Raw genomic sequence first — 21,910 nt, 5'->3', positions numbered from 1 at the left:
AACGTGCAATTCACGTTGATATTGCAGTACATCCCGAGGTCTGCAATGTAAGTAATCGGGAAAATGTGGCGGTGTAGCTCAGCTGGCTAGAGCGTACGGTTCATACCCGTGAGGTCGGGGGTTCGATCCCCTTCGCCGCTACCATATTTTCGGAGGCTTAGCTCAGCTGGGAGAGCATCTGCCTTACAAGCAGAGGGTCGGGGGTTCGATCCCCTCAGCCTCCACCATATATGTTTTACAATGACGCGGGGTGGAGCAGCCCGGTAGCTCGTCGGGCTCATAACCCGAAGGCCGCAGGTTCAAATCCTGCCCCCGCAACCAATTTTAAGCAATAATTTATGGAGCTGTGGTGTAGAGGCCTAACATGCCTGCCTGTCACGCAGGAGACCGCGAGTTCGAATCTCGTCAGCTCCGCCATTTTCTTTTCGTTATACGGCTCGGTAGCTCAGTCGGTAGAGCAGAGGACTGAAAATCCTCGTGTCGGCGGTTCGATTCCGTCCCGAGCCACCATTTTTATGGAGGGCTAGCGAAGTGGCTAAACGCGGCAGACTGTAAATCTGTTCCTTCGGGTTCGGTGGTTCGAATCCATCGCCCTCCACCATTTCTTTCACATCGAGAGTCATTAGCTCAGCTGGTAGAGCACCTGACTTTTAATCAGGGTGTCGTAGGTTCGAATCCTACATGACTCACCATTTTTAAAAAGCCAATTTGCAGAAAATAATCTGCGAATTTTTTTGTTTATATGTAAATTTAAAAGCTCGGTATTGGTGTAATCACTAATACCGAGCTTTTTTGTATGCATTTTTATTAGGAGCGAAGCTTTAATTCGGCTAGCAGTTCAGTTAAGGAAGCGTCGAGACGAAGCTTTAATTCGTCGTTTAGCTCGAATCCAGCTTCCCCACCGTCCAATCGTATACGAGCAATTTGAGAATCTACCGCATAGACGCCGCTGGAAAAATGCTTGGCACCCATGGAAGCAAGTACAGGCTTCAGGGAGTAATCAATAGACAGCAGATGGGCCAGAGAGCCCCCAATGAAGAAAGGCGTAATAATTTTTCCTTCTAACCCTTTTTGGGGCAATAGATCGAGGAATGTTTTAAGAACACCAGTGAAAGAGGCTTTGTAGACTGGACTTGCAATAATAACGGCCCCAGCGCCTTCTACTAATGCTGTTGCTTCCACAATGGCAGGGCTGTCGAAACGGGCGTTAATTAGATCTTCCGCTGGCAAAGAAGCGACAGTAATATGGCTGAGTGTTACATTTTGGCTAATGAGCTGCTGCTCGATATATTGAGTAATGCCGGTTAGTCGGGAACCAGGATTCGGGCTGCCCGAAATGATGACAATCGTTGACATGATAATCGCTCCTTATTGTTTGTATATTTATTCCGATAAGTTAACTTTGTTTAATCTTAACATTCCAATCTTTTCGGCGTCAATGACATTTATGGAAAGTGTTCATGATTTTTAGCTCATTAGGGAACAATAGGCGGAAACAAGCTGATTAGCGATGCAAAGGGGTCCGTCTATGATGATGTATGGGTTGGCGGCTTTTATAAGTTTGGCTATTGTGAGTGTAATGGTTCCCATTGTGAGAAGGTTCGCTTTGCAATACGGTATTATGGATCGGCCAAATGCGCGAAAAATTCATCGGCAGCCGATTCCCTTGCTTGGAGGGATTGCGATTTATGTGGCATGCACCGTTACGATTATTGCTTTTCAGGGGATGACATCGCTAAGCTGGACGATTGCAGCTGGTGGCGCGGTGCTTGTCACCGTTGGATTATTAGATGATAAAGCCAAAGCGGAGGGAAGGGATTTTCCTGTCTGGCCTAGAGTGCTTGTTTATGGCGCGGTGTCCACGCTCCCGCTCTGGTTCCATATTCAAATAACAGGGGTGACGAACCCTGCTTCGGGCCTGTTCTTTTTTCTCCCGCATTGGGTAGCTTGGCTTGGGACGTCGATCTGGATATTCGCACTTATCAACATGATTAATTTCATGGATGGGGTGGATGGATTGGCATCTGGAGTATGTGTTTTATCGGCGGTCACGCTGTTTATTACTGCCTTGGTCAAAGGGCAGGCTGAAACAGCGATTTTAGCTGCTATTGTAGGAGGGGCGTGCCTGGGCTTTCTCCTGTTTAATTTTTATCCGGCCAGAATTTTTATGGGGGATGCAGGAGCTACGTTTCTTGGTTATACGCTCGCCGTTGTGGCCGTGGACGGTGCATTTAAGAAAGCAACCTTCATTACAGTGCTTGTGCCGCTTCTGGCGCTGGGCTTGCCCATTATGGATACTTCCATCGTCATGCTGCGGCGGCTCGCCCGTGGCAAAGGACTGCATCATGCGGACAAGCTGCATACCCATCATGCGCTGATGAAGTGGGGATTAAACCAGGTGCAAACCGTATCCTTTCTATATTTAATTGCTGCGTTGTTCTCCATGCTGTCGATCATTCTTTTGTTGGTCATGGGCTGAATTACCTGCCCCAATATGTTACAATGACGAGAAAAAGCGTTCATTCGTGAGGCTTGCGATAGGAGATAGCAGAAAATGAGCACGACAGAATGGTTGAAACCGCTGGAGCGCATTTTGGACTGTCCAGTTCGTCTATTTAAAATGCAATTGTCCGAATGGAATGATATAGCAGATAAAAATCACTACCTGCAGGCAGGGGAGCCAGGACGCGGCTCCGCCTTGGAAGGACAACGTGTCCAGCGCGAGGATAAAATGTGGGTGGCCGTCCGAGCAGTGGAGCATGAAATAGAGGTTTTAGAAATAGAGGGCAGCCGCTTTGAGGCGAGTACGCTGGATTTATTGAGCTTTATGCTGCGCTGGAATGAATCGATGCCAATGCATGATAAGGTGGCCGGCAAGCTGACGGAAAGCGAGAAAACAGCCCGCAGTATTGGCGAGTGGATTCAGGAGCAGTTCGAATCAGGCGAGCCGGGGCAATCGATGCCGGATCACTTGACCGCGGGCGGCAAGCTATTTGCCGATATGATTCCTTTTTTATTAGTAACGGAATATTCGAATACAAAGCAAGCGGCGTATGTGGAGCTGGAGAAGCTGCTGCGTTCCTTTCTCGCCGAGGAAATTTTATTAATACCGCTGCGGGAGCAGGAATGGCTCATTTGGGGTCCGGTATCGCTGCTTAAGGAAGCGGATTCGGAGTTGTTTGATGACGACGATGAAGAATCGGTGGAGGATAACTTGGCTTCCATCTGTCTGGGGCTGCATGAGATGCTTGCCAGCGAATGGATCGGTGAATGCCATCTGGCGGTATCGCATCCGATCAGACCGGCGAAAGGTATTGTAGAAACGACGGCTGCGCTGCGCGAAACGATAAATTTGGGACGGAAATTCCATGTTGGCAGCAATATTCATTTTCCGTGGAATTTGCAGTTGGAGCGTCTGCTGAATAGCATACCAGAGAGCCAGCGGGCCCGATATTTGGAGCAATCACTAAAGCGTACAGAGCTTTTCGTAGAGGCAGAAATGCTTGCTACACTGGAAACATTCTTCTCATTAGACTGTAATGTAAGCGAAACCGCGAAGAAGCTTTATATCCACCGCAATACGTTATTATATCGTCTGGACAAGCTAAAACAGGAGACGGGGCTTGATGTTCGACAATTTCGTGACGCCGTCTTAGTCAAAATTATATTGCTATTGTACAAAGTTACGAAAAGACATTAGTTTTTTTGTAAAGTTTGTGCATAGTCATCTGAGGGCATGTGGGATAAGATAGGTTTATAAGAAAATTTCTTTTAGGGGGAAATTCACATGGCAGGCGTACGTTTAGAAGGCATTTACAAAAAATATCCGGGAACTGATAAAGCATCGGTAACTGACGTTAACTTAGATATCAAGGACAAAGAATTTCTAGTGCTTGTAGGTCCATCCGGCTGTGGTAAATCGACAACTCTTCGTATGATCGCAGGTCTTGAAGAAATTTCCGAAGGTAAATTGTTTATTGGTGAGCGTCTTGTCAATGACGTAGCTCCTAAAGATCGTGATATCGCGATGGTATTCCAATCTTACGCTCTTTACCCGCATATGAACGTATACCAAAACATGGCTTTTGGTTTGAAACTTCGTAAATTCAAAAAAGCAGACATCGACAAACGTGTTCGTGAAGCTGCTAAAATTCTAGATATCGAGCATTTGCTTGACCGTAAACCGAAAGCTCTTTCCGGTGGTCAGCGTCAACGTGTCGCTCTTGGTCGTGCGATCGTTCGTGAGCCGCAAGTATTCTTGATGGATGAGCCGCTTTCCAACTTGGATGCGAAACTTCGTGGTCAAATGCGTGCTGAAATTTCCAAGCTGACTAAACGTCTTGAAACAACAACAATCTATGTAACGCATGACCAAATCGAAGCAATGACGATGGGTGATCGCATTGTTGTTATGAAAGATGGCTTTATTCAACAAACAGCTTCTCCGGAAGTTCTTTATAACCACCCAGTTAACATTTTCGTTGCTGGCTTCATCGGTGCTCCTTCCATGAACTTCATCAGAGGTGCATTGACGGATCAAGGCGGTGCTGTTCGTTTCAAATCGACTGGCGTAGATGTAGTTGTGCCTGAAGGTAAAGCAGCTTCTCTTCGTTCTAAAGGCTACATCGGCAAAGATGTAATCTTGGGTATTCGTCCAGAGGATCTACATGAAGAGCCAGTATTCCTGGAAGCTTCGCCTAACACGATCGTTAACGCTTCGATCGAAGTTGCAGAGAACCTGGGTCACGAAATGTACCTGTACCTGAACGGTATTGGCACAGACACAGTTATCGCACGTGTAGACGGACGTTCCGCTCTGCGTGATGGCCTGACAGTTAAACTTGCTTTGGACATGAACAAAGTTCACCTGTTCGATACAGAGTCCGAGCTTAACATTTTCGAAAACTAATTGCTAAAGCCATTATAGATTTCATAAAAGAGCTGTTGGATTCGTCCAACAGCTCTTTGTTATTCCACTGAGGATAAATTTGCGAAGAGTATCATTCATTTGAGCGTCAGAAAGCGGGAAGACGTTGCTTTCGGCGCTTTTTTCCTATACGATGAAGTCATTGGTAATTAGCTTACATACGCTGTTGTGATATAAGGAGGCCATGCTATGCCTAAGAAAGTGAAAGTATCAGAATTAGTGCAGCATTTTTCGTTGGAAATCATATCGGGTGAAGAAGGCTTAAAGCGTGCAATTACGGTTGATGACCTATATCGTCCTGGGCTTGAAATGGCTGGATATTTTGATTATTTTCCGAGTGAGCGGGTGCAGCTGTTAGGGAAAACGGAAATTACGTTTCTCAGCACGCTGACGTCAGAGGAGCGCAGGCTGCGGATGGAGCGTCTGTGCCATTCAGACACGCCTTGTATTATTTTGACCCGCGGACTGGAGCCGCCCGATGAGCTGATTGCTTATTCGAATAAAACGAATATTCCTGTGCTTGGCAGTCATGTGGCAACTACAATTTTGACCAGCCGAATTACAGATTTTCTGGAAAAAAAGCTTGCGCCTACCGCGACCATTCATGGTGTTCTGGTTGACGTATACGGGGTAGGCATGCTCATCACTGGCGGCAGCGGTATCGGTAAGAGCGAGACGGCGCTTGAGCTTGTAAAACGAGGGCATCGCCTCGTTGCGGATGATGCAGTTGAAATCAGACAAACGTCTGACAGCCAGCTTCACGGCACAGCGCCGGAATTAATCCGTCATTTGCTGGAGATTCGCGGCTTGGGCATTATTAATGTGATGACGCTGTTCGGTGCGGGTGCTGTACGTACACAGAAGCGAATTACATTAGTCATCAGGCTTGAGAATTGGCAGCAGGACAAACAATATGACCGTCTGGGCCTAGATGAAGAGAAGACGCGTATCATTGATACCGACGTTCCACTTGTAACTGTTCCTGTAAGGCCAGGTCGTAACCTTGCGGTTATTATTGAGGTTGCGGCTATGAACTTCAGGCTGAAGCGGATGGGCTATAATGCTGCGCTGCAGTTCACTAATAAGCTGACCGAAACCATTGCCGAAGATGCGGATGATTACGATTGATATGAAGGAGCTAATAAAAGATGCTTACATCGCTAATTGACCCGATTGCTTTTTCGCTGGGTCCCCTAACTGTTCGTTGGTATGGCATTATTCTCGGCACAGCTGCCCTGGTAGGCTTGCTGCTGGCGATACAAGAGGGCAAACGCTTTGGCATTAAGCCGGATTTCTTTATGGATATGCTGCTGCTTGGCGTTCCATCCGCTGTTATCTGTGCTCGCATATATTATGTTGCCTTCAAATGGGAAGATTATAAGGAGAACCCGCTCGATGTGTTTAAAATTTGGGAGGGTGGCATAGCCATTTACGGTGCGTTGATCGGTGCCTTCCTATGCGGATTCTTCTATTTCCGTTACAAGGGCTACAGTTTCTTGAGACTCGCCGATGTGTGCGTGCCAGGCTTGCTTGCCGGTCAAATGATTGGCCGTTGGGGCAATTTCATGAACCAGGAGGCATATGGCGGTCCCGTAGAGGAAAGCTTCCTGCGTGATACGCTTCACCTGCCTTCCTTTATTGTGAATCAAATGAATGTGAATGGCGTCTTCCATCACCCGGCCTTTTTATACGAATCGCTGTGGAGTCTTGTAGGTATCATTCTGCTTTGCGTATTGCGTCGTCAACGCTTCCTGCGTGCGGGTGAATTGCTAGCTAGCTATTTCATTTGGTATTCCCTTGGCCGCTTCTACATTGAGATGGTGCGTACGGACAGCTTGGCCTTCCATGGCCCAGCATGGCTCGTAAACCTTGTGGACGCTCTTTGGTCACCGATGACGATTTTGTTCCAGCCTGGCTATTTGGACCCGTCTTATGGCAACCTGAGGATTTCTCAGCTGCTTGCGCTGCTGCTTATTGTTGGCGCCATCGCTTTTATCGTGATTCGCCGCAAAACAGGAGCTGCCAAAGAGCATTATTCCGATCCTATCGTATCCACGAAGGTGGAGCATGCGGCTATTGCAACGGATGATGCTCCAAAAGCATAAAGGTAAAAGTTAAATTCAGATGAGACGAGCTATTGCCTTCTCGAAGGCAATAGCCGTTATGTTTTTGTAAGGCTTTTTGAAAGGCTTATAGAGAAGCATTAAAGTGGATTTAGGAGGAGACAGATGTGCTAGGTAACATAAAAACGATGCTGTTTGATTTGGATGGTACCATTATTGATACGAATGAACTGATTATCCGCTCGTTTCTGGATGCGCTGAAAGGTGTCGTTCCGGCGGATTTCAACAGAGAGCATATTATTCCAAGCATGGGACAGCCTTTAACGATGCAAATGCAGCAGTTTTCTGGGCTTGAGGATGTAACGCATCTGGTAGCGGCTTATCGCGAAGTAAACCTTCGTCTGCACGATGAATACGTTAAGCCTTTCGACTATGTGGTAGAGGTTATTAAAAATTTGCATGAACAGGGCATTCAGATCGGCATTGTAACGACGAAAATGCGTCTGACGACAGAGCGCGGCTTGAAATATGTCGGCTTGAGCGACTATATCGACACGGTTGTGACCATTGATGATGTCACACATCCGAAGCCGCATCCAGAGCCTGTCAGCATGGCGATTGCTGTGCTTGGTGCAGATCCGGCGACGACATTGATGCTGGGCGACAGCTCCGTCGATATTTTATCCGCTGAGGCGGCTGGTGCTTTGCCCGTTGGTGTAGCCTGGTCGATGAAGGGGGCACAGCTGCTTAGAGATTCTGGCGCTCAGTATGTCATTGATGATATGCGGGAGCTGTACGCTTTCGCAGGATTGGAGCGGAGATAAATTGCGTAATGTCGAACGTTATCCGGTAGAGGGACCTAATGCGCTCTGGCAGGTCTATCGCACGGTCAGCAGCTTCAAGGCGGTTCGTAATTTCATATTTATTCAGTTGGCCCGTTATTGTCCGATTTTGCCGGTCAAAAATATGATCTATCGCCGTGTGCTTGGCATGAAGGTTGGTCAGCATACCGCTTTCGCGCTGATGGTGATGGTGGATGTTTTTTTCCCGGAACGGATTGAGGTTGGGGATAATACGATTATCGGATACAACACGACGATTCTTACGCATGAATATTTAATTCGCGAATACCGGCTTGGCGATGTGATCATAGGGGCGAACGTTATGATTGGTGCAAACACGACGATTTTGCCGGGTGTTACGATTGGCGATCATGCGGTGGTAGCCGCTGGCTCAGTCGTTTACAAGGATGTGCCAGCCCATGCTTTCGTTGGCGGGAACCCGATTCGGGAAATTGGAAAAGGGAGCCGCCCAGAGGATCACAGCTAAATCTGCTAATTCCAACGTGAATAAAGCTGATGGCCTATCGAGCATCAGCTTTATTCATGTTCATGGAAGCACCTATTGTATTAGTAGCAGCTTTCTTCAACCTTGGCATCTTCATTATGAATCGTAATATTCGGGAAAGCTCTAATCTTGACGGAGCAGAAGCTTCATGTTACCATAACGTCTAGGTACTTTATTTTGGCAGATCGCTAATATGGCAACGCGTTAACATACTAAAGTGAATTGTGGGTGAAAATAGATGTCTAAACCAAAAGTATTTGAGAAACCGATTGGTGTTAAAGATTATCTTCCGGAGGCTGTTGCAAAGCTGCGCCGAATTGAGCACGCGGCTCTTGCCTGTATGCAGGGCTGGGGCTATGAGCAGATCATTACGCCAACTATGGAATATTACGACACCGTAGGGGTAGCAAGCTCTACCTCTGACCAAAAGCTGTTTAAGCTGCTCAACAACCGTGGGACAACGCTCGTGCTGCGTTCGGATATGACAGCACCTATTGCGCGTGTAGTATCCTCGCTATTAAAGGAGTCCCCATTCCCACTGCGACTGTCGTACCATGCGAATGTGTACCGTGCAATTGAAGAGGAAGCGGGCCGGGAAGCCGAGTTTTTCCAGACGGGCGTTGAGCTTGTTGGCGATGCTTCGGCTGATGCGGATGCGGAGGTTGTGGCGCTCGCTATTGCTTCCTTGAAGGCAGCTGGCGTAAAACGTTTCAAGATTGCTATTGGTCATGTCGGCTTCCTGAACGGACTGTTCGAGGAATCGCTGTCTGGACGCAAGGAAGAGCAGGAGCAGCTTAAAGCGTGCCTGCTGGGACGCGATTACGTCGGCTATCGGGAGCAGCTGCGCCAGCTGTCGCTGGAGGAGCCTGTAAAGCGCGAGCTGGAAGGGATTTTAAGGCTGCGCGGCGGCCAGGAGGTATGCAAGCAGGCGCTTGAATTAAGCGCAGATGAGACGGCACAGGCGTCTATCCAGCATTTATGCGAGATGTGGGACGTGCTCGATGCTTACGGACTAAGCGAGCATGTGCTGATCGATCTGACGATGATTGGCGATTTCTCTTATTATACAGGCATGACCTTTGAAGGTTATGCGGCGGATCTTGGATTCCCTGTAGTGAGCGGCGGAAGATACGATAATTTGCTTGCTCAATTCGGCCGTCCGGCTCCAGCAACAGGCTTTGCGCTGAAGACGACGCGGATACTGGAAGTGCTCGGCAATGAAGATGAGCCTGCTAAAGTAGAGCGCGTGCTGATTGGCTACGATGAGACGGAGCGCAAAGCGGCGCTGGCAATCGCGCAGCAGCTGAGAAGCCAAGGAGCGGCAGTTGTGACAGAGCGTATCGGGCAAGAAGAAGCAGCGGAGCTTTCGAAGAACACGTCTGGTCGGTTTATTTTCAAAGGCGTAGAATATGTGGAGTTTTTACTGTTTACCGAAGGATTGAATGGAATGCTTGGAGGGGATGGCAAGTGAGCGGAGCAGGCAGAGAGATTTTGAAGGTGGCTATGCCAAAAGGCCGGATTTACAAGCAGGCATCCAAGCTGTTTCGCGAAGCGGGACTGCCGATTCCAAGTGATTTTGACGATACGCGCAGGCTGATCATTGAGCTGCCGGAAGCAGGCATGGAGTTTATAATGGCAAAGCCTGTAGATGTGCCTACTTATGTGGAATATGGCGTCGCAGATATTGGAATCGTCGGCAAGGATGTGCTGATGGAGGAAAATAAAGATGTTTACGAGCTGCTGGATCTTGGCATTGCCAAGTGCCGGATGTCGGTAATCGGGCTGCCGGACTGGAAGCCGGTTATAAATCCGCGGGTAGCGACGAAATATCCGAATGTGGCTTCGCAATATTTTCGCGAGTTGGGGCAGCAGGTAGAGGTGATTAAGCTGAACGGCTCGATTGAGCTTGCGCCACTTATTGGCCTCGCTGACCGCATTGTCGATATGGTAGAGACAGGGCAGACACTGCGTGAAAACGGCTTGGTCGAGATGGAGTCCATCTTCGGCATTACGAGCCGCTTGATTGCGAACCGCGTCAGCTATCGGATGAAGAACGAGGCGATTCAAAGCCTCTGTGATAGATTGCAGGAAACGCTTGGTGCGAAGCTTTAGGATTGCGGAAGCACAAGCTATAGAAGTAGTTGAAACAGAGCCACAAAGCAGACGGTGCAGAGCTTTAAAGGAAAGGGGTTGGCGATTGTGAGAATTATGCGAGCAGAGCAGTTCGGTTTGAAGCGCGAGGTGGAATACGGATCGCCGGAGCAAAATGAAGTGGTGCGGACGATTATTGCAGACGTCCGCAAAGAAGGAGATGCCGCTTTGCTGCGTTATACGGCAAAGCTGGACAGGGCAGAGCTGACGGCGGCGGAGCTGCGCGTGACGCAGGCGGAAATTGATGCGGCGTATGAGCAGGTGGACGCCGCTTTTCTGACAGCGATCCGCGAGGCCGCTGTCAACATCAGGTCTTTCCACGAGAAGCAGAAGCGCAACTCGTGGATGGATCTGCAGCCGGACGGGACGCTGCTCGGGCAAATATTGCGCCCGCTGAAGCGGGTCGGCGTCTATGTGCCCGGAGGCAAGGCGGCGTATCCGTCGTCCGTGCTCATGAATGTTATTCCGGCCCAGGTGGCTGGCGTGCCGGAAATCGTAATGGTCACGCCGCCGTCGACTGGCGGACGGGACGGCATTGATCCAGGTATTCTCGTGGCCGCTGCGGAATCAGGGGTCAAGGAGATGTACCGCGTAGGCGGAGCGCAGGCGATTGCCGCACTCGCCCATGGTACGGAAACGATTGCGCCTGTTGATAAAATTTGCGGGCCGGGCAATATTTATATCGCGCTGGCTAAGCGTGAAGTATTTGGCGCCGTCGATATCGACAGCATCGCCGGCCCGAGCGAAATCGTCGTGCTTGCCGACGAATCTGCTGATCCGGCTTATATTGCCGCTGACCTGCTGTCTCAAGCGGAGCATGACGAGATGGCGTCGTCCATCCTCGTAACGCCGTCGGAGCAGCTCGCAAGCGCGGTAGCTGCTGAGGTGGAGCGCCAACTGGCGACGCTGCCGCGCCAAGCAATTGCGCGTGCCTCTATCGACAGCTACGGCGCCGTGCTGATGGTCGATTCACTGAAAGCGGGCATCGACGTCGTGAATAAGCTGGCGCCTGAGCATCTGGAGGTGCTGACAGCCGATCCAATGAGTCTGCTCGGCATGATCGAAAATGCCGGGGCAATCTTCCTCGGCCCTTACAGCTCGGAGCCGGTTGGCGATTATTTTGCCGGACCGAACCACATCATCCCGACGAACGGGACAGCGAGATTTTCCTCGCCGGTCAATGTGGATGATTTTCTAAAAAAATCAAGCTTGATCTACTATAGCAAGGAAGCGCTGCTCGCCAATGGCGACAAAATTATGACGTTGGCCCGGCAGGAAGGGCTTGAAGCTCATGCGCGGGCCATTCAAATTCGTTTGGAGCGCGAAGGGCGGTAACGAGCAAGACTAGGATGAGCAAATGTGAAGCAAAGCGAACATTTATTTTACGGGAAGAAAGAAGGAATCGGTAATGGCGGAATTGACAGGACGCGTATCGGAAGTAGCTCGCAAAACAAATGAAACAGACATCAAGCTGGCGTTTTCGGTAGATGGAAGCGGAACGGCCAACCTTGAGACGGATGTGCCTTTCCTGAACCATATGCTGGATTTGTTCACGAAGCACGGCCAGTTCGACCTGACGGTCAATGCGAAAGGCGATATTGAAATCGACGATCACCATACGGTGGAGGATATCGGCATTTGCCTCGGGCAAACGCTGCGTGAAGCACTCGGCGACAAGCGCGGAATCAAGCGTTACGCAAGCGTATTCGTGCCGATGGATGAGGCGCTGGCTCAGGTTATTATCGATGTGAGCAACCGCCCGCATTTCGAATACCGCGCGGAGTATCCTTCAAGCCAAGTAGGCAGCTTCTCTGTGGAGCTGGTACACGAGTTTCTATGGAAGCTTGCGCTAGAAGCGCGCATTACGCTGCATGTTATCGTACATTACGGCCAAAATACGCACCATATGATTGAAGCGGTATTCAAGGCGCTTGGCCGAGCGCTGGATGAGGCGACGAGCATTGATCCTCGCGTACAAGGAGTGCCTTCGACGAAAGGAGTGCTGTAGCATGATTGCGATCATCGATTACGGCATGGGCAACCTTCACAGCGTCAGCAAGGCGGTTGAGCGTCTGGGCTATGAAACGGTTGTAACGGATGATCCGCAGGAAATTTTAGCAGCGGATGGCGCGATTTTGCCAGGTGTCGGCGCTTTCGGTGATGCGATGGGCAATTTGCGCGAGACGAAGCTGGGTGAGGTTGTGAAGCAATATGCCGACTCTGGCAAGCCGCTGCTTGGCATTTGCCTCGGCATGCAGCTGTTGTTCACCGCGAGCGAGGAATACGGCGACAACGAGGGCCTCGGTCTTCTGCCAGGCAAGGTCATTCGCTTCCAAGGCGACTACAAAATCCCGCATATGGGCTGGAACAAGCTAAGCTTTGAGCAGGAGCAAAGCCCGCTATTCGCAGGACTGGAAGAGGGCCATGTGTATTTCGTCCACTCCTTCCATGCAAAGCCAGAGCAGGGCAGCGATCTGCTGGCTACGACCGATTATTATCAGCAGGTAACGGCTATCGTTGGGCGTGAGCAAGTATACGGCATGCAGTTCCACCCGGAAAAAAGCGGCGAGCTTGGCATGCAGCTGCTTGGAAACTTCCTCTCATTGACTGGCAGCGGAAAGGCCTAGCCTAGTCGCTGGCTCCATCACTTGGAGGTCACTTTCCAGCACCATGTATGTATCGATCGAAAAACGTTATTTTTCACAAAAAATGAATATCTACAGGCTGTATGTAACAGTCGCACCACTAGATGAGTTTAATATAAAGGAGCGTGCAAAATGCTGGCAAAACGCATTATTCCATGCCTCGATGTCAAAGACGGCCGTGTCGTTAAAGGCGTAAATTTCGTTAATCTGCGCGATGCTGGCGATCCGGTGGAGTTAGCTTCTACCTATGACCGCGAAGGCGCGGATGAACTCGTATTTCTCGATATTTCCGCCTCTGTTGAAGGCCGGGCTACGATGATCGAGGTCGTCAAGCGCACGGCGGGCGAAATTACGATTCCGTTCACTGTTGGTGGAGGCATCTCGCATGTGGATGACATGAAGCGGCTGCTGCGCGCAGGGGCGGACAAGATCGGCATTAATACGGCCGCAGTTAAAAATCCTTCGCTCGTGCGCGATGGCTCGCGCAAATTCGGCTCCCAATGCATCGTTGTTGCGATTGACGCAAAATTTAACGCTGCATGGGGCGAGTGGGAAGTCTATACGCACGGCGGCCGCCAGGCGACAGGCATTAGAGCGCTGGAGTGGGCGAGCGAGGTTGAGAAGCTGGGCGCCGGCGAGATTTTGCTGACGAGCATGGATGCAGACGGCACGAAGGACGGCTTTGATCTGCCGCTGACCTCTGCTGTATCCGGCAAGCTGGGCATTCCGGTTATTGCTTCGGGCGGAGCCGGCCGCATTGAGCATTTCAGTGATGTTTTCGCTCAAGGCAAGGCGGACGCTGCGCTGGCGGCGACGATTTTTCACTACAAAGAAATGACGATTCGCGAAGTGAAGGATGATTTGCGGCAGAAGGGCGTGGAGGTCAGATGACAGACTGGTTAAAGCAGATTAAGTGGAGCGAAGACGGCCTTGTGCCTTCGATCGTTCAGGATGCGCAGAGCAAGGAAGTGCTGATGCTCGCTTATATGAACGAGGATTCGCTCAAGTTGTCGGTGGAAACGGGTTCGACCTGGTTCTGGAGCCGCTCGCGCAGCGAGCTGTGGAACAAGGGCGCAACGAGCGGCCACACGCAGCGCATTGAGTCTTTATCCTATGACTGCGACGGCGACACGCTGTTGGTACGTGTGCATCAAGTCGGTCCTGCTTGCCATACAGGAAGCTATAGCTGCTTTTTCAATGATATCGAACTGGCGGATCAAGCAAATGAGGCCAATTCCAGCGTAGATTCTGCGTTAACTGGGGCAGCTGCAGGTGCAGCCCACCAAGGTGGCGATCGTTTTGCCATTTTGGGAAGTTTGGAAACCGTCATTGCCGAGCGTCATGCGGAGCGTCCAGAAGGTGCTTATACGACATATTTATTCGATAAAGGCATCGATAAAATTCTTAAAAAAGTTGGCGAGGAAGCAACCGAAGCGATTATCGCGGCGAAAAATCAGGATAACGACGAGCTGCGCTCTGAAGCGAGCGATTTGATTTTTCACTTGCTGGTGCTGCTTAGACAGCGAGGCCTGCCACTCGATGATGTGATGCAGGAGCTGGTGCAGCGTCACGGGAAACCAGCCAGCAATAATGCAATGAAACGCGAGCAGTCCAAAGCCTAGCTAGGCGGGTTGCCGCGTTTTGCGGTTTTCATTCATATCAGTAAAAGGGGAAGGCGGGGCGGTCTTATGCTAATCGATTACCACACGCATCATGTTCGCTGCGGGCATGCAGTGGGCACGCTGGAGGAATATGTTCAGAAGGGCATTGAACTGGGGCTTGATCAGCTCGGCCTGTCCGACCATCTGCCCCTAATCCATGTCGATCCGGCAACGTATTATCCAGAGATGGCTATGCCGATGGAAGAGCTGCCGCGTTATGTCGAGGAATGTTTGACGCTTAAGGAGAAGTACAGACATCAAATCGATATACGTGTTGGCCTAGAAGGGGATTATATCGAAGGCTACGAGCGGCAGATCGAGGATATTCTTAAAGCGTATCCGTTCGATTACGTAATTGGCTCGGTGCATTTTCTAGGCGAGTGGGATATTACCGATTTTCGCCAGACGCATGGCTGGGAAGGCAAAAACCGGCTGGCGGTGTATGAGCAGTATTATGATGCGGTGCAGAAGGCGGCGGCCACAGGGCTTTATGATTTTATTGGGCATATCGATGTAATCAAGCGTTTTGGCTTTAAACCGGAGGAAGATGTGACGCATTTGGAAAATGCAGCACTTGAAGCTGTCAAGCGGCATGGCGTTGCGATTGAATTGAACGCCTCAGGCTTGCGGACGCCAGCGGAGGAAATGTTTCCTAGCCGTAGAATGCTGGAATATGCGCATAAGCTGGGCATTCCCATTACGGTCGGCTCGGACGCGCATCAGCCAGAAAGACTGGCACAATACCTTGATCAAGCGCGTCTGATGTTGAAAGAAGTCGGTTTTTCGCAGCTCGCGACCTTTGATCGTCGAAAATTAGTCAGTATTGATTTTTGAATTATTAGCAATTCGATGTATAATGGTATTGACCAAGCGCAAACGGGCTGTGCCCAGAGTACAAGCTAGGGCAAGCAGGCGTTGCGCATTGAAAGCCTAGTCAGGTAAAACTTATCTGGTTTAAACGCTCAGGAGGGTATTATGTTAAGCGACAAGTTGCGTATTTTCTCGGGATCGTCTAATCCGGAACTAGCTCAGAAGATTGCTTCGGATTTAGGATTGACGCTCGGCGCCATTAAGATGTCTAGATTCAAGAGTGGCGAAATTTATGTCCACTATGAAGAAACCATCCGGAACTGCGACGTATTTCTGGTTCAATCGTTTTCGCATCCGATCAACGAATATTTCGTAGAGCTGCTCGTAATGATTGATGCGGCGAAACGGGCTTCGGCGAAAACCATTAACATCATTATGCCGTATTACGGTTATGCCCGTCAGGAGCGTAAATCCTCGCCGCGGGAACCGATTACCGCAAAAATGGTTGCAGACGTATTGACGACAGTTGGGGCGACCCGCGTCGTTACGATTGACTTGCATGCACCAGCGATTCAGGGCTTCTTTAATATTCCGGTCGATCATATGACAGCTCTTGATCTGCTCAGCGATTATTTGAAATCGAAGAATATTAAAAACCCAGTTGTCGTATCGCCAGATGCAGGACGCGCTTCAACTGCCGAGAAGCTTGCCAACTACTTGGACACTTCGTTCGCGATTATGATCAAGAAGCGTCCGGCACACAATGAATCATCGATTACCCATGTTATTGGTGATGTTGAAGGCCAGACACCGATTATTATCGAGGATCTGATTGATACCGGCACAACGATTGTCAATGTAGTCGAAAGCTTGAAGGAACGTGGCGCGGAAGATGTGTACGTGTGCGCTACTCACCCTCTGTTTTCCGGCAATGCTATTGAGCGTTTGGATATTCCAAGTATTAGAGAAGTAGTCGTAACCGACTCTATTCTCCTGCCTGACAATCGTCCGGACCGTTTCACTGTGCTGTCGGTTGCTCCACTGCTTGCGGAAGCAACACGCATCATTATTGAAGGCGGTTCGATCAGCACCCTGTTCAAAAACGCAGGCGTGTAGCTAGCCGTTTCACCTTATGGACTCCTTACCAAAAACAGCATAAATACTTATATGAAATCGCGGGCGGTTATTAAAACGTCCGCTATTTTCATAGCTTTTTGCCTGTTGCCCCAAGGGAGCGCGGGCAGTAGCGGCCGCGGCGGAGCGTTTCCTTTAGTTTGAGTGCGCGAGTTGACCGTTCCTATGTTATAATCGTAGAAAATGAAGTTTCCGGGAGGTGCCTTGCCAATGAAGGGAAAGAAACGCGCAGCCACAGCTGACCCAAAGACGAAAATCATACCTGTTCAGTGGGATGCCACATTCTTTTTCGAACGGGCTGTCCGCTCGTTGGACCGATACCACTATGACAAGGCACTCAAATATTTTCGCCGTGCTGTGGAATATGAGCCGGAAAATCCGGTTAACCATTGTAATATGGCAGGCATTTTATCGGAAATGGGCAACTATGAGGAATCCAATAAAATTTTGCATTGGATCGTCGATGAGCTTGATCCTACGATGACGGAATGCCATTTCTATATGGCGAACAACTATGCCAACATGGAACAATATGAAGCCGCTGAAGGGGCACTGGTGCATTATCTCGAAGAGGATGCGGATGGGCAGTACCTCGATGAGGCGGAAGAAATGATGGAATTGCTCGATTATGAGCTGGAGCGTCCAACGCGGGTAACGAGCATTAAGGCGCGTGAAGGCCTGTTCGAGCACGATCAGGCACGCACGCTTCTGGAGGAAGGCAAGTTTACTGAGGCGGTTCGCCTGCTGGAGGACATTATTGCGGCGCAGCCGGAGTTTCTGGCAGCACGCAACAATTTGGCGCTCGCTTATTATTATATGGGCCTGTTTGATAAGGCGATGGAAACGATACATGAAGCGCTGGATATTGATGCGGGCAACCTGCATGCCTTGTGCAATTTGGCGATCTTTTATCAGCATGCAGAGGACGAGAAAAGTTTGGCTCCACTAGTGGAGCTGCTGCGCAAGACAGCGCCTTTTCATGAGGAGCATGTATTTAAGCTGGCTACGACGATGGGGATTCTTGGCGAGCATGAGGCGGCTTACCGCCACTTCCTTCGCTTGCTGAAGGACCCTGATCTGAATCAGGACCCTTGCCTGTACCATTATGCGGCTGTAGCGGCCTGCAATATTGGGCGGTTCCATGAGGCCGAGCGGCTTTGGCGGCAGACAGCAAAGCTAGATCCAAAATCGAATATTCCTCGCTATTATATGGAACAGCTGGAGCTGGTGAAGCAAGGGCAGCACAAATCAGCGGTCAGCTACCATTATCATTTGCCGTTTGAGGAGCAGTTCAAGCTTTGGGAAAACTCCTCGGATGGACTGCCCGACCATTTGAAGCGCGACCCGCTCGTCCGCTCCTCCTTCTTCTGGGCGCTGCGCCACGGTGATCGCAACACGAAGCTGCAGGTCATCCAGGCGCTCGGCATGATTGCTGACAATGAAGTAAAGGATGCGCTTAAGGCGTTTCTGATCGAACCGGGCGAAGATGACTATTTGAAGCGGATTGCGATTTTCGTTCTGCGTACGATTGATGTACAGGAGCCGCTGCAGGCCATATTGGAGGGCAAGGAAACGGTCATCGAACCGAATCGTGTTCCTTCAAGGCTGCCCGTATGGGAAGCCAAGTGGCAGGAAGTTGTCGAGGCTGCACTTTCGCGAATGAACAAGCGTTATGATCTAATCCAACAGCATGATCTGATGACGCTGTGGGTCGAGTTTCTAAGCCGGGTATATCCGGACGTTCCGAAGCTCAGCAAGGTGGAAGGCTGGGCCGCAGCGCTGGAATATTTGACGGCCAAGATGCATCGGCGCACGATTTCGTATCATGAGGTATCCGTTCGTTATGGCACTTCCATTGCAACGGTCAGCAAAAATGCGAAGCGAATCGATCAAGTGTGCGGCATAAAGGAAAAGATGCGTTCGATCAATTCGGTATTTGCGCCAGATGAGCCGCTGGAATAGCGAGCAGGCGTGTCTGTAAAATATAATAGGGATAGGGCAAAATTTAAGGAGGGTTACAGGATGTATAAAGCGATTATTATCGGTACGGGTCCTGCGGGACTGACGGCTGCGATTTATTTGGCTCGTGCAAACATGAAGCCGCTAGTTATTGAAGGACCGGAGCCGGGCGGCCAATTGACGACGACGACAGAGGTAGAGAACTTTCCGGGCTTCCCAGATGGCATTATGGGTCCAGACTTGATGGCTAATATGCGCAAGCAAGCAGAGCGTTTCGGCGCAGAGTTTATTACAGGCTGGGTAAACAGCGTGGATACTTCAGCAAGACCGTTCAAGCTGCAAGTAGAAGGCAAAGGTGAATACGTAGGCGAGTCGCTTATCATTTCTACGGGCGCTTCAGCCAAATATCTAGGCATTCCTGGAGAAAAAGAAAACGTAGGCCGCGGTGTCAGCACCTGCGCCACTTGCGACGGATTTTTCTTCCGCGGCAAGAAAATCATCGTGGTTGGCGGCGGAGACTCCGCTATGGAGGAAGCTAGCTTCCTTACTCGCTTTGCGACGAATGTAGAGCTTGTAAATCGCCGCGATGAGCTGCGCGCTTCCAAGATCATGCAAGACCGCGCACGCGAAAATGAAAAAATCGACTGGAGCCTAAACCGCACGCCAGTTGAGGTTGTAGCTGGGCCAATGGGCGTTACTGGCCTTAAAGTACGCAACAATGAAACAGGCAGTGAAGAAGTCATTGAGACGCACGGTATTTTCATTGCGATTGGCCACACGCCGAACACGGCCTTCCTTAATGGACAAATCGATACGGATGAGCATGGTTACATTACAGTGAAGCCAGGCACTTCCGAGACGAACGTTCCGGGTATTTTCGCTTGTGGCGACGTGCAGGACAGCAAATATCGCCAAGCGATTACCGCTGCCGGCAGCGGCTGTATGGCGGCGCTTGACTGTGAACGTTTCCTTGAAGGCAGCATGACGCATGACTGGAGCCAATCTCTGTAAGCTTAGATTAAAATAGAGCAAATAACCCTTTGCCTGATAAATAAGGCAGAGGGTTATTTTATTTGTTGTGTGCCCGTTTGTCCAGGCCGCACTCCAGAGCAGGAGAACGATGTCCTAGCATATGTTGATAGCGCAAAATGGAGCCGAGCGGTATTGAGCTGCTGAATAAAACTATTTGTTCGTAGAAGCGAAGTGCGTCCACAGCTCGCTGCGCGAGGTGGTCACTGCTGAAGCGCCAGCGGCAGTCGCATTTTCTACATCTGCTACAGTACGGATCAGTCCACCGGCAAAAATCGGGATGCCCGTCCGTTCAAAAACTTCACGAATAATATGCGGCATGACGCCTGGCAGCACTTCAATATAGTCAGGCTTCGTGCGCTCCAGCAGCACATAGCTTTTCTCCAGTGCGTGCGTGTCCAGCAGGAACAAGCGCTGTATCGCAATGAGGCCGTTTTTCTTTGCTGTACTAATAACGGCGCCGCGCGTAGAAATAAGCCCGGCCGGTCGAATCATCTGGCACAAATATTCTGCGGCGTATTCGTCATTTTTGAGACCGCCGATTAAATCGGCGTGGAGCAGAATTTTTTTGCCATGGGCATTCGCCAGCTCGAAAATGCTCTTCAATTGGCTGATATGCGTCTCCAGCAGCACAATATAAGAGAAGTCAGAAGTCATCAGCTTTTCCAAATCCTTCGTTTTTCGTGGAGCAGGCAATATTTGCTGGTTGTGAAAGGGCAAGGACGAATACCTCCTTCTCGCGGATGTGGATTCATGGATCTATAATATGCGGTCAGCTAGGCGTGTATAGGCTGCTTCGGTTCCGATGTGAAACGGACTTCACCTTTTGATGGACGAGATCGTGCTGTTTACGCTTGAAATATAGGAAAGTATGTGATGTTCCCATCCCTTCTCTATATTTCATCGCGAAACGAAAGCCTTGCCGCCAGAGGACGGCAAAGCCGTTTACGCTTGAAATATAGGAAAGGATATGGTTTTCCCATCCCTTCTCTATATTTCTCGGAATGAAACGCGCCACGCCGCCAAAGGACGGCGACAGCCGTTTCACCTTGACCCTAGTCTAATGGATATACGGGGTGAACTCAACGTGCAAATCCAGCGGCAGCAAGGAGCTTCCCGCCTTGACCAGAGGGAGGAGCTTCGCTTATAGTGGACAGAGAAGATTAACATATTAATGAGGTGGACTGCAAATGTCTCAAAAGATTTACGTTGGAATCGATGTTGGCGGAACGGCAATTAAGGTCGGATTGTGCAACGAGAACGGGGATTTGCTTCATACGTATGAAGGTCCCACAGAAACGAATAAAGGTACGGATGCTATCCTTGAAAATATTGCTGCTTATGCGCGTGCCATCGTCGCTGAATCTTCCTATGAATGGGAGCAGGTTGGCGGCGTAGGCGTTGGAATAGCCGGTTTCTTGGACATTCCGACGGGCTATATTAAGTTCGCGCCGAATTTGAAGATTCGCGACGTAAATTTGAAAGATTATTTGGAAGCCAAGCTTGCAACTAAAGTGCTGGTAAACAATGATGCAAACGTGGCAGCGCTGGGCGAAGCCTGGGCTGGCGCGGGCAAGGGCATCGATCACTGCGTATGCTATACGCTTGGTACAGGCGTTGGCGGCGGTATTATTATCGGTGGCAAAATCGTTGAAGGTTTTGCGGGTATGGCTGGCGAGCTTGGACATATTGCGATTGTGCCGGATCTCGAAGCGATCCAGTGCGGCTGCGGCAAAATGGGCTGCCTGGAAACCGTATCTTCCGCAACGGGCATTATCCGTATGGCGAAGGATGCCGTTGAGCGCGGCGACCGTACGACGCTTGCTCAAGTGACAGATATTATGGCGAAGGACGTTATCGATGCAGCGAAAGCTGGAGATGAAGTGGCTATACGCATTGTAAGCCGTGCTGCGTATTATTTGGGACGCTCGATGGCGCTCATGGCAGTCGTGCTGAATCCGCAATGCTTCATTATTGGCGGCGGCGTATCCAAAGCCGGCGATTTTCTGTTCGATCAAATTCGCGAAGTATTCGAGAAGTATACACAGAAAGAAGCGCAGGATGGCGTGAAAATCATCCCTGCTACGCTCGGCAACAATGCAGGTGTCGTTGGCGCGGCTGGATTGATTTTGCGCTCGTAGCGATAAACATAGGATAACAGGGACATTTTCCCCGCTTGTGAGG

Annotated in this window: 21 protein-coding genes and 7 tRNA genes; 26 read left to right on the top strand and 2 right to left on the bottom strand. The window is 50.1% G+C overall.

Annotated elements, in window-relative coordinates; translation table 11 throughout:
- The first annotated feature begins 67 nt into the window (after window positions 1–67).
- The 7 genes from ACSR9A_RS10390 to ACSR9A_RS10360 all read left to right on the top strand — a co-directional run bounded on the left by ACSR9A_RS10390 (window position 68) and on the right by ACSR9A_RS10360 (window position 692).
- Window positions 68–144: transfer RNA gene (locus ACSR9A_RS10390), tRNA-Met, on the top strand.
- Window positions 145–151: 7 nt separating this feature from the next.
- A tRNA-Val gene (locus ACSR9A_RS10385) sits at window positions 152–227 on the top strand.
- 17 nt (window positions 228–244) lie between these two features.
- Window positions 245–321: transfer RNA gene (locus ACSR9A_RS10380), tRNA-Met, on the top strand.
- Between the two features lie 19 nt (window positions 322–340).
- Window positions 341–417: transfer RNA gene (locus ACSR9A_RS10375), tRNA-Asp, on the top strand.
- Between the two features lie 17 nt (window positions 418–434).
- Window positions 435–510: transfer RNA gene (locus ACSR9A_RS10370), tRNA-Phe, on the top strand.
- Window positions 511–517: 7 nt separating this feature from the next.
- Window positions 518–601 (top strand) — tRNA-Tyr (locus ACSR9A_RS10365).
- 15 nt (window positions 602–616) lie between these two features.
- Window positions 617–692: transfer RNA gene (locus tag ACSR9A_RS10360), tRNA-Lys, on the top strand.
- Window positions 693–807: 115 nt separating this feature from the next.
- Here ACSR9A_RS10360 and ssuE read toward each other — a convergent pair.
- Window positions 808–1,356 carry an NADPH-dependent FMN reductase gene (ssuE, locus tag ACSR9A_RS10355; protein WP_473757066.1) on the bottom strand — a complete coding sequence of 183 codons (549 nt, stop codon included), beginning with the start codon at window positions 1,354–1,356 and terminating at the stop codon, window positions 808–810.
- 172 nt (window positions 1,357–1,528) lie between these two features.
- Between ssuE and ACSR9A_RS10350 the strand changes: the two genes are divergently transcribed.
- The 18 genes from ACSR9A_RS10350 (at window position 1,529) to trxB (ending at window position 19,708) form a co-directional block, all read left to right on the top strand.
- The gene (locus ACSR9A_RS10350) at window positions 1,529–2,479 is read left to right on the top strand and encodes an MraY family glycosyltransferase (protein ID WP_473757064.1); all 951 of its coding nucleotides are present in this window, start codon (window positions 1,529–1,531) and stop codon (window positions 2,477–2,479) included.
- 75 nt (window positions 2,480–2,554) lie between these two features.
- Complete coding sequence (locus tag ACSR9A_RS10345; protein WP_473757063.1) at window positions 2,555–3,700, top strand: PucR family transcriptional regulator; 1,146 nt, start codon at window positions 2,555–2,557, stop codon at window positions 3,698–3,700.
- 87 nt (window positions 3,701–3,787) lie between these two features.
- Window positions 3,788–4,909 carry an ABC transporter ATP-binding protein gene (locus tag ACSR9A_RS10340; protein WP_473757062.1) on the top strand — a complete coding sequence of 374 codons (1,122 nt, stop codon included), beginning with the start codon at window positions 3,788–3,790 and terminating at the stop codon, window positions 4,907–4,909.
- A 207-nt stretch (window positions 4,910–5,116) separates the two neighbouring features.
- Window positions 5,117–6,055, top strand: coding sequence for an HPr(Ser) kinase/phosphatase (gene hprK / locus ACSR9A_RS10335; protein WP_473757061.1), 939 nt, complete (start codon window positions 5,117–5,119; stop codon window positions 6,053–6,055).
- 20 nt (window positions 6,056–6,075) lie between these two features.
- Window positions 6,076–7,032 (top strand): prolipoprotein diacylglyceryl transferase, encoded by a 957-nt coding sequence (gene lgt / locus ACSR9A_RS10330; RefSeq protein WP_341280485.1) that lies wholly within the window; start codon window positions 6,076–6,078, stop codon window positions 7,030–7,032.
- 125 nt (window positions 7,033–7,157) lie between these two features.
- Window positions 7,158–7,814: a pyrophosphatase PpaX gene (ppaX, locus tag ACSR9A_RS10325; RefSeq protein ID WP_473757060.1), complete on the top strand. Its 657-nt coding sequence runs from the start codon at window positions 7,158–7,160 to the stop codon at window positions 7,812–7,814.
- Between the two features lies 1 nt (window position 7,815).
- A complete protein-coding gene (locus ACSR9A_RS10320) occupies window positions 7,816–8,319 on the top strand; it encodes an acyltransferase (protein ID WP_473757059.1) in 504 nt (167 codons plus the stop codon).
- A 256-nt stretch (window positions 8,320–8,575) separates the two neighbouring features.
- Complete coding sequence (locus tag ACSR9A_RS10315) at window positions 8,576–9,808, top strand: ATP phosphoribosyltransferase regulatory subunit (RefSeq protein WP_473757058.1); 1,233 nt, start codon at window positions 8,576–8,578, stop codon at window positions 9,806–9,808.
- A gap of 32 nt (window positions 9,809–9,840) precedes the next feature.
- The gene (gene hisG / locus ACSR9A_RS10310) at window positions 9,841–10,449 is read left to right on the top strand and encodes an ATP phosphoribosyltransferase (protein ID WP_341282825.1); all 609 of its coding nucleotides are present in this window, start codon (window positions 9,841–9,843) and stop codon (window positions 10,447–10,449) included.
- A gap of 96 nt (window positions 10,450–10,545) precedes the next feature.
- Window positions 10,546–11,823, top strand: a complete 1,278-nt coding sequence (hisD, locus tag ACSR9A_RS10305; protein WP_473757088.1) for a histidinol dehydrogenase — start codon at window positions 10,546–10,548, stop codon at window positions 11,821–11,823.
- Window positions 11,824–11,896: 73 nt separating this feature from the next.
- Window positions 11,897–12,496 (top strand): imidazoleglycerol-phosphate dehydratase HisB, encoded by a 600-nt coding sequence (hisB, locus tag ACSR9A_RS10300; protein WP_430160547.1) that lies wholly within the window; start codon window positions 11,897–11,899, stop codon window positions 12,494–12,496.
- A gap of 1 nt (window position 12,497) precedes the next feature.
- Window positions 12,498–13,115 (top strand): imidazole glycerol phosphate synthase subunit HisH, encoded by a 618-nt coding sequence (gene hisH / locus ACSR9A_RS10295; protein WP_473757057.1) that lies wholly within the window; start codon window positions 12,498–12,500, stop codon window positions 13,113–13,115.
- Between the two features lie 150 nt (window positions 13,116–13,265).
- Window positions 13,266–14,024 carry an imidazole glycerol phosphate synthase subunit HisF gene (gene hisF, locus ACSR9A_RS10290; RefSeq protein ID WP_473757055.1) on the top strand — a complete coding sequence of 253 codons (759 nt, stop codon included), beginning with the start codon at window positions 13,266–13,268 and terminating at the stop codon, window positions 14,022–14,024.
- Window positions 14,021–14,755 (top strand): bifunctional phosphoribosyl-AMP cyclohydrolase/phosphoribosyl-ATP diphosphatase HisIE, encoded by a 735-nt coding sequence (gene hisIE / locus ACSR9A_RS10285; protein ID WP_473757054.1) that lies wholly within the window; start codon window positions 14,021–14,023, stop codon window positions 14,753–14,755. Before hisF ends, hisIE begins: the two co-directional genes overlap by 4 nt.
- A 66-nt stretch (window positions 14,756–14,821) precedes the next feature.
- A complete protein-coding gene (hisJ, locus tag ACSR9A_RS10280) occupies window positions 14,822–15,628 on the top strand; it encodes a histidinol-phosphatase HisJ (protein WP_473757053.1) in 807 nt (268 codons plus the stop codon).
- Window positions 15,629–15,769: 141 nt separating this feature from the next.
- On the top strand, window positions 15,770–16,720 hold the full coding sequence (locus ACSR9A_RS10275; protein ID WP_338554036.1) for a ribose-phosphate diphosphokinase: 951 nt from the start codon (window positions 15,770–15,772) through the stop codon (window positions 16,718–16,720).
- A gap of 228 nt (window positions 16,721–16,948) precedes the next feature.
- Entirely contained in the window at window positions 16,949–18,700 is a 1,752-nt protein-coding gene (locus ACSR9A_RS10270; protein WP_473757052.1) for a tetratricopeptide repeat protein, read from the top strand.
- A 60-nt stretch (window positions 18,701–18,760) separates the two neighbouring features.
- Entirely contained in the window at window positions 18,761–19,708 is a 948-nt protein-coding gene (trxB, locus tag ACSR9A_RS10265; RefSeq protein WP_473757051.1) for a thioredoxin-disulfide reductase, read from the top strand.
- A gap of 171 nt (window positions 19,709–19,879) precedes the next feature.
- Here the strand turns inward: trxB and ACSR9A_RS10260 are convergent, their stop codons facing one another.
- Window positions 19,880–20,446, bottom strand: a complete 567-nt coding sequence (locus tag ACSR9A_RS10260; protein WP_473757050.1) for a glycerol-3-phosphate responsive antiterminator — start codon at window positions 20,444–20,446, stop codon at window positions 19,880–19,882.
- Window positions 20,447–20,916: 470 nt separating this feature from the next.
- On the opposite strand from ACSR9A_RS10260, the gene ACSR9A_RS10255 reads away from it, so the two are divergent.
- Entirely contained in the window at window positions 20,917–21,867 is a 951-nt protein-coding gene (locus ACSR9A_RS10255; RefSeq protein WP_341280498.1) for an ROK family glucokinase, read from the top strand.
- Window positions 21,868–21,910 lie beyond the last annotated feature (43 nt).

This window comes from Paenibacillus sp. R-74696 (assembly GCF_055814915.1).
This window is presented reverse-complemented; position numbering and strand designations above follow the sequence as displayed.

Bases quoted from the DNA above. Each gene is read 5' to 3' on its own strand.
- ACSR9A_RS10270 (WP_473757052.1), top strand. From the start codon at position 16,949: ATGAAGGGAAAGAAACGCGCAGCCACAGCTGACCCAAAGACGAAAATC.
- hisJ (WP_473757053.1), top strand. From the start codon at position 14,822: ATGCTAATCGATTACCACACGCATCATGTTCGCTGCGGGCATGCAGTG.
- ACSR9A_RS10345 (WP_473757063.1), top strand. From the start codon at position 2,555: ATGAGCACGACAGAATGGTTGAAACCGCTGGAGCGCATTTTGGACTGT.
- ACSR9A_RS10340 (WP_473757062.1), top strand. From the start codon at position 3,788: ATGGCAGGCGTACGTTTAGAAGGCATTTACAAAAAATATCCGGGAACT.
- hisD (WP_473757088.1), top strand. From the start codon at position 10,546: ATGCGAGCAGAGCAGTTCGGTTTGAAGCGCGAGGTGGAATACGGATCG.
- ACSR9A_RS10275 (WP_338554036.1), top strand. From the start codon at position 15,770: ATGTTAAGCGACAAGTTGCGTATTTTCTCGGGATCGTCTAATCCGGAA.
- hisIE (WP_473757054.1), top strand. From the start codon at position 14,021: ATGACAGACTGGTTAAAGCAGATTAAGTGGAGCGAAGACGGCCTTGTG.
- ACSR9A_RS10255 (WP_341280498.1), top strand. From the start codon at position 20,917: ATGTCTCAAAAGATTTACGTTGGAATCGATGTTGGCGGAACGGCAATT.
- ACSR9A_RS10315 (WP_473757058.1), top strand. From the start codon at position 8,576: ATGTCTAAACCAAAAGTATTTGAGAAACCGATTGGTGTTAAAGATTAT.
- ssuE (WP_473757066.1), bottom strand. From the start codon at position 1,356: ATGTCAACGATTGTCATCATTTCGGGCAGCCCGAATCCTGGTTCCCGA.
- trxB (WP_473757051.1), top strand. From the start codon at position 18,761: ATGTATAAAGCGATTATTATCGGTACGGGTCCTGCGGGACTGACGGCT.
- hisB (WP_430160547.1), top strand. From the start codon at position 11,897: ATGGCGGAATTGACAGGACGCGTATCGGAAGTAGCTCGCAAAACAAAT.
- hisG (WP_341282825.1), top strand. From the start codon at position 9,841: ATGCCAAAAGGCCGGATTTACAAGCAGGCATCCAAGCTGTTTCGCGAA.
- lgt (WP_341280485.1), top strand. From the start codon at position 6,076: ATGCTTACATCGCTAATTGACCCGATTGCTTTTTCGCTGGGTCCCCTA.
- hisH (WP_473757057.1), top strand. From the start codon at position 12,498: ATGATTGCGATCATCGATTACGGCATGGGCAACCTTCACAGCGTCAGC.
- hprK (WP_473757061.1), top strand. From the start codon at position 5,117: ATGCCTAAGAAAGTGAAAGTATCAGAATTAGTGCAGCATTTTTCGTTG.
- ACSR9A_RS10350 (WP_473757064.1), top strand. From the start codon at position 1,529: ATGATGATGTATGGGTTGGCGGCTTTTATAAGTTTGGCTATTGTGAGT.
- hisF (WP_473757055.1), top strand. From the start codon at position 13,266: ATGCTGGCAAAACGCATTATTCCATGCCTCGATGTCAAAGACGGCCGT.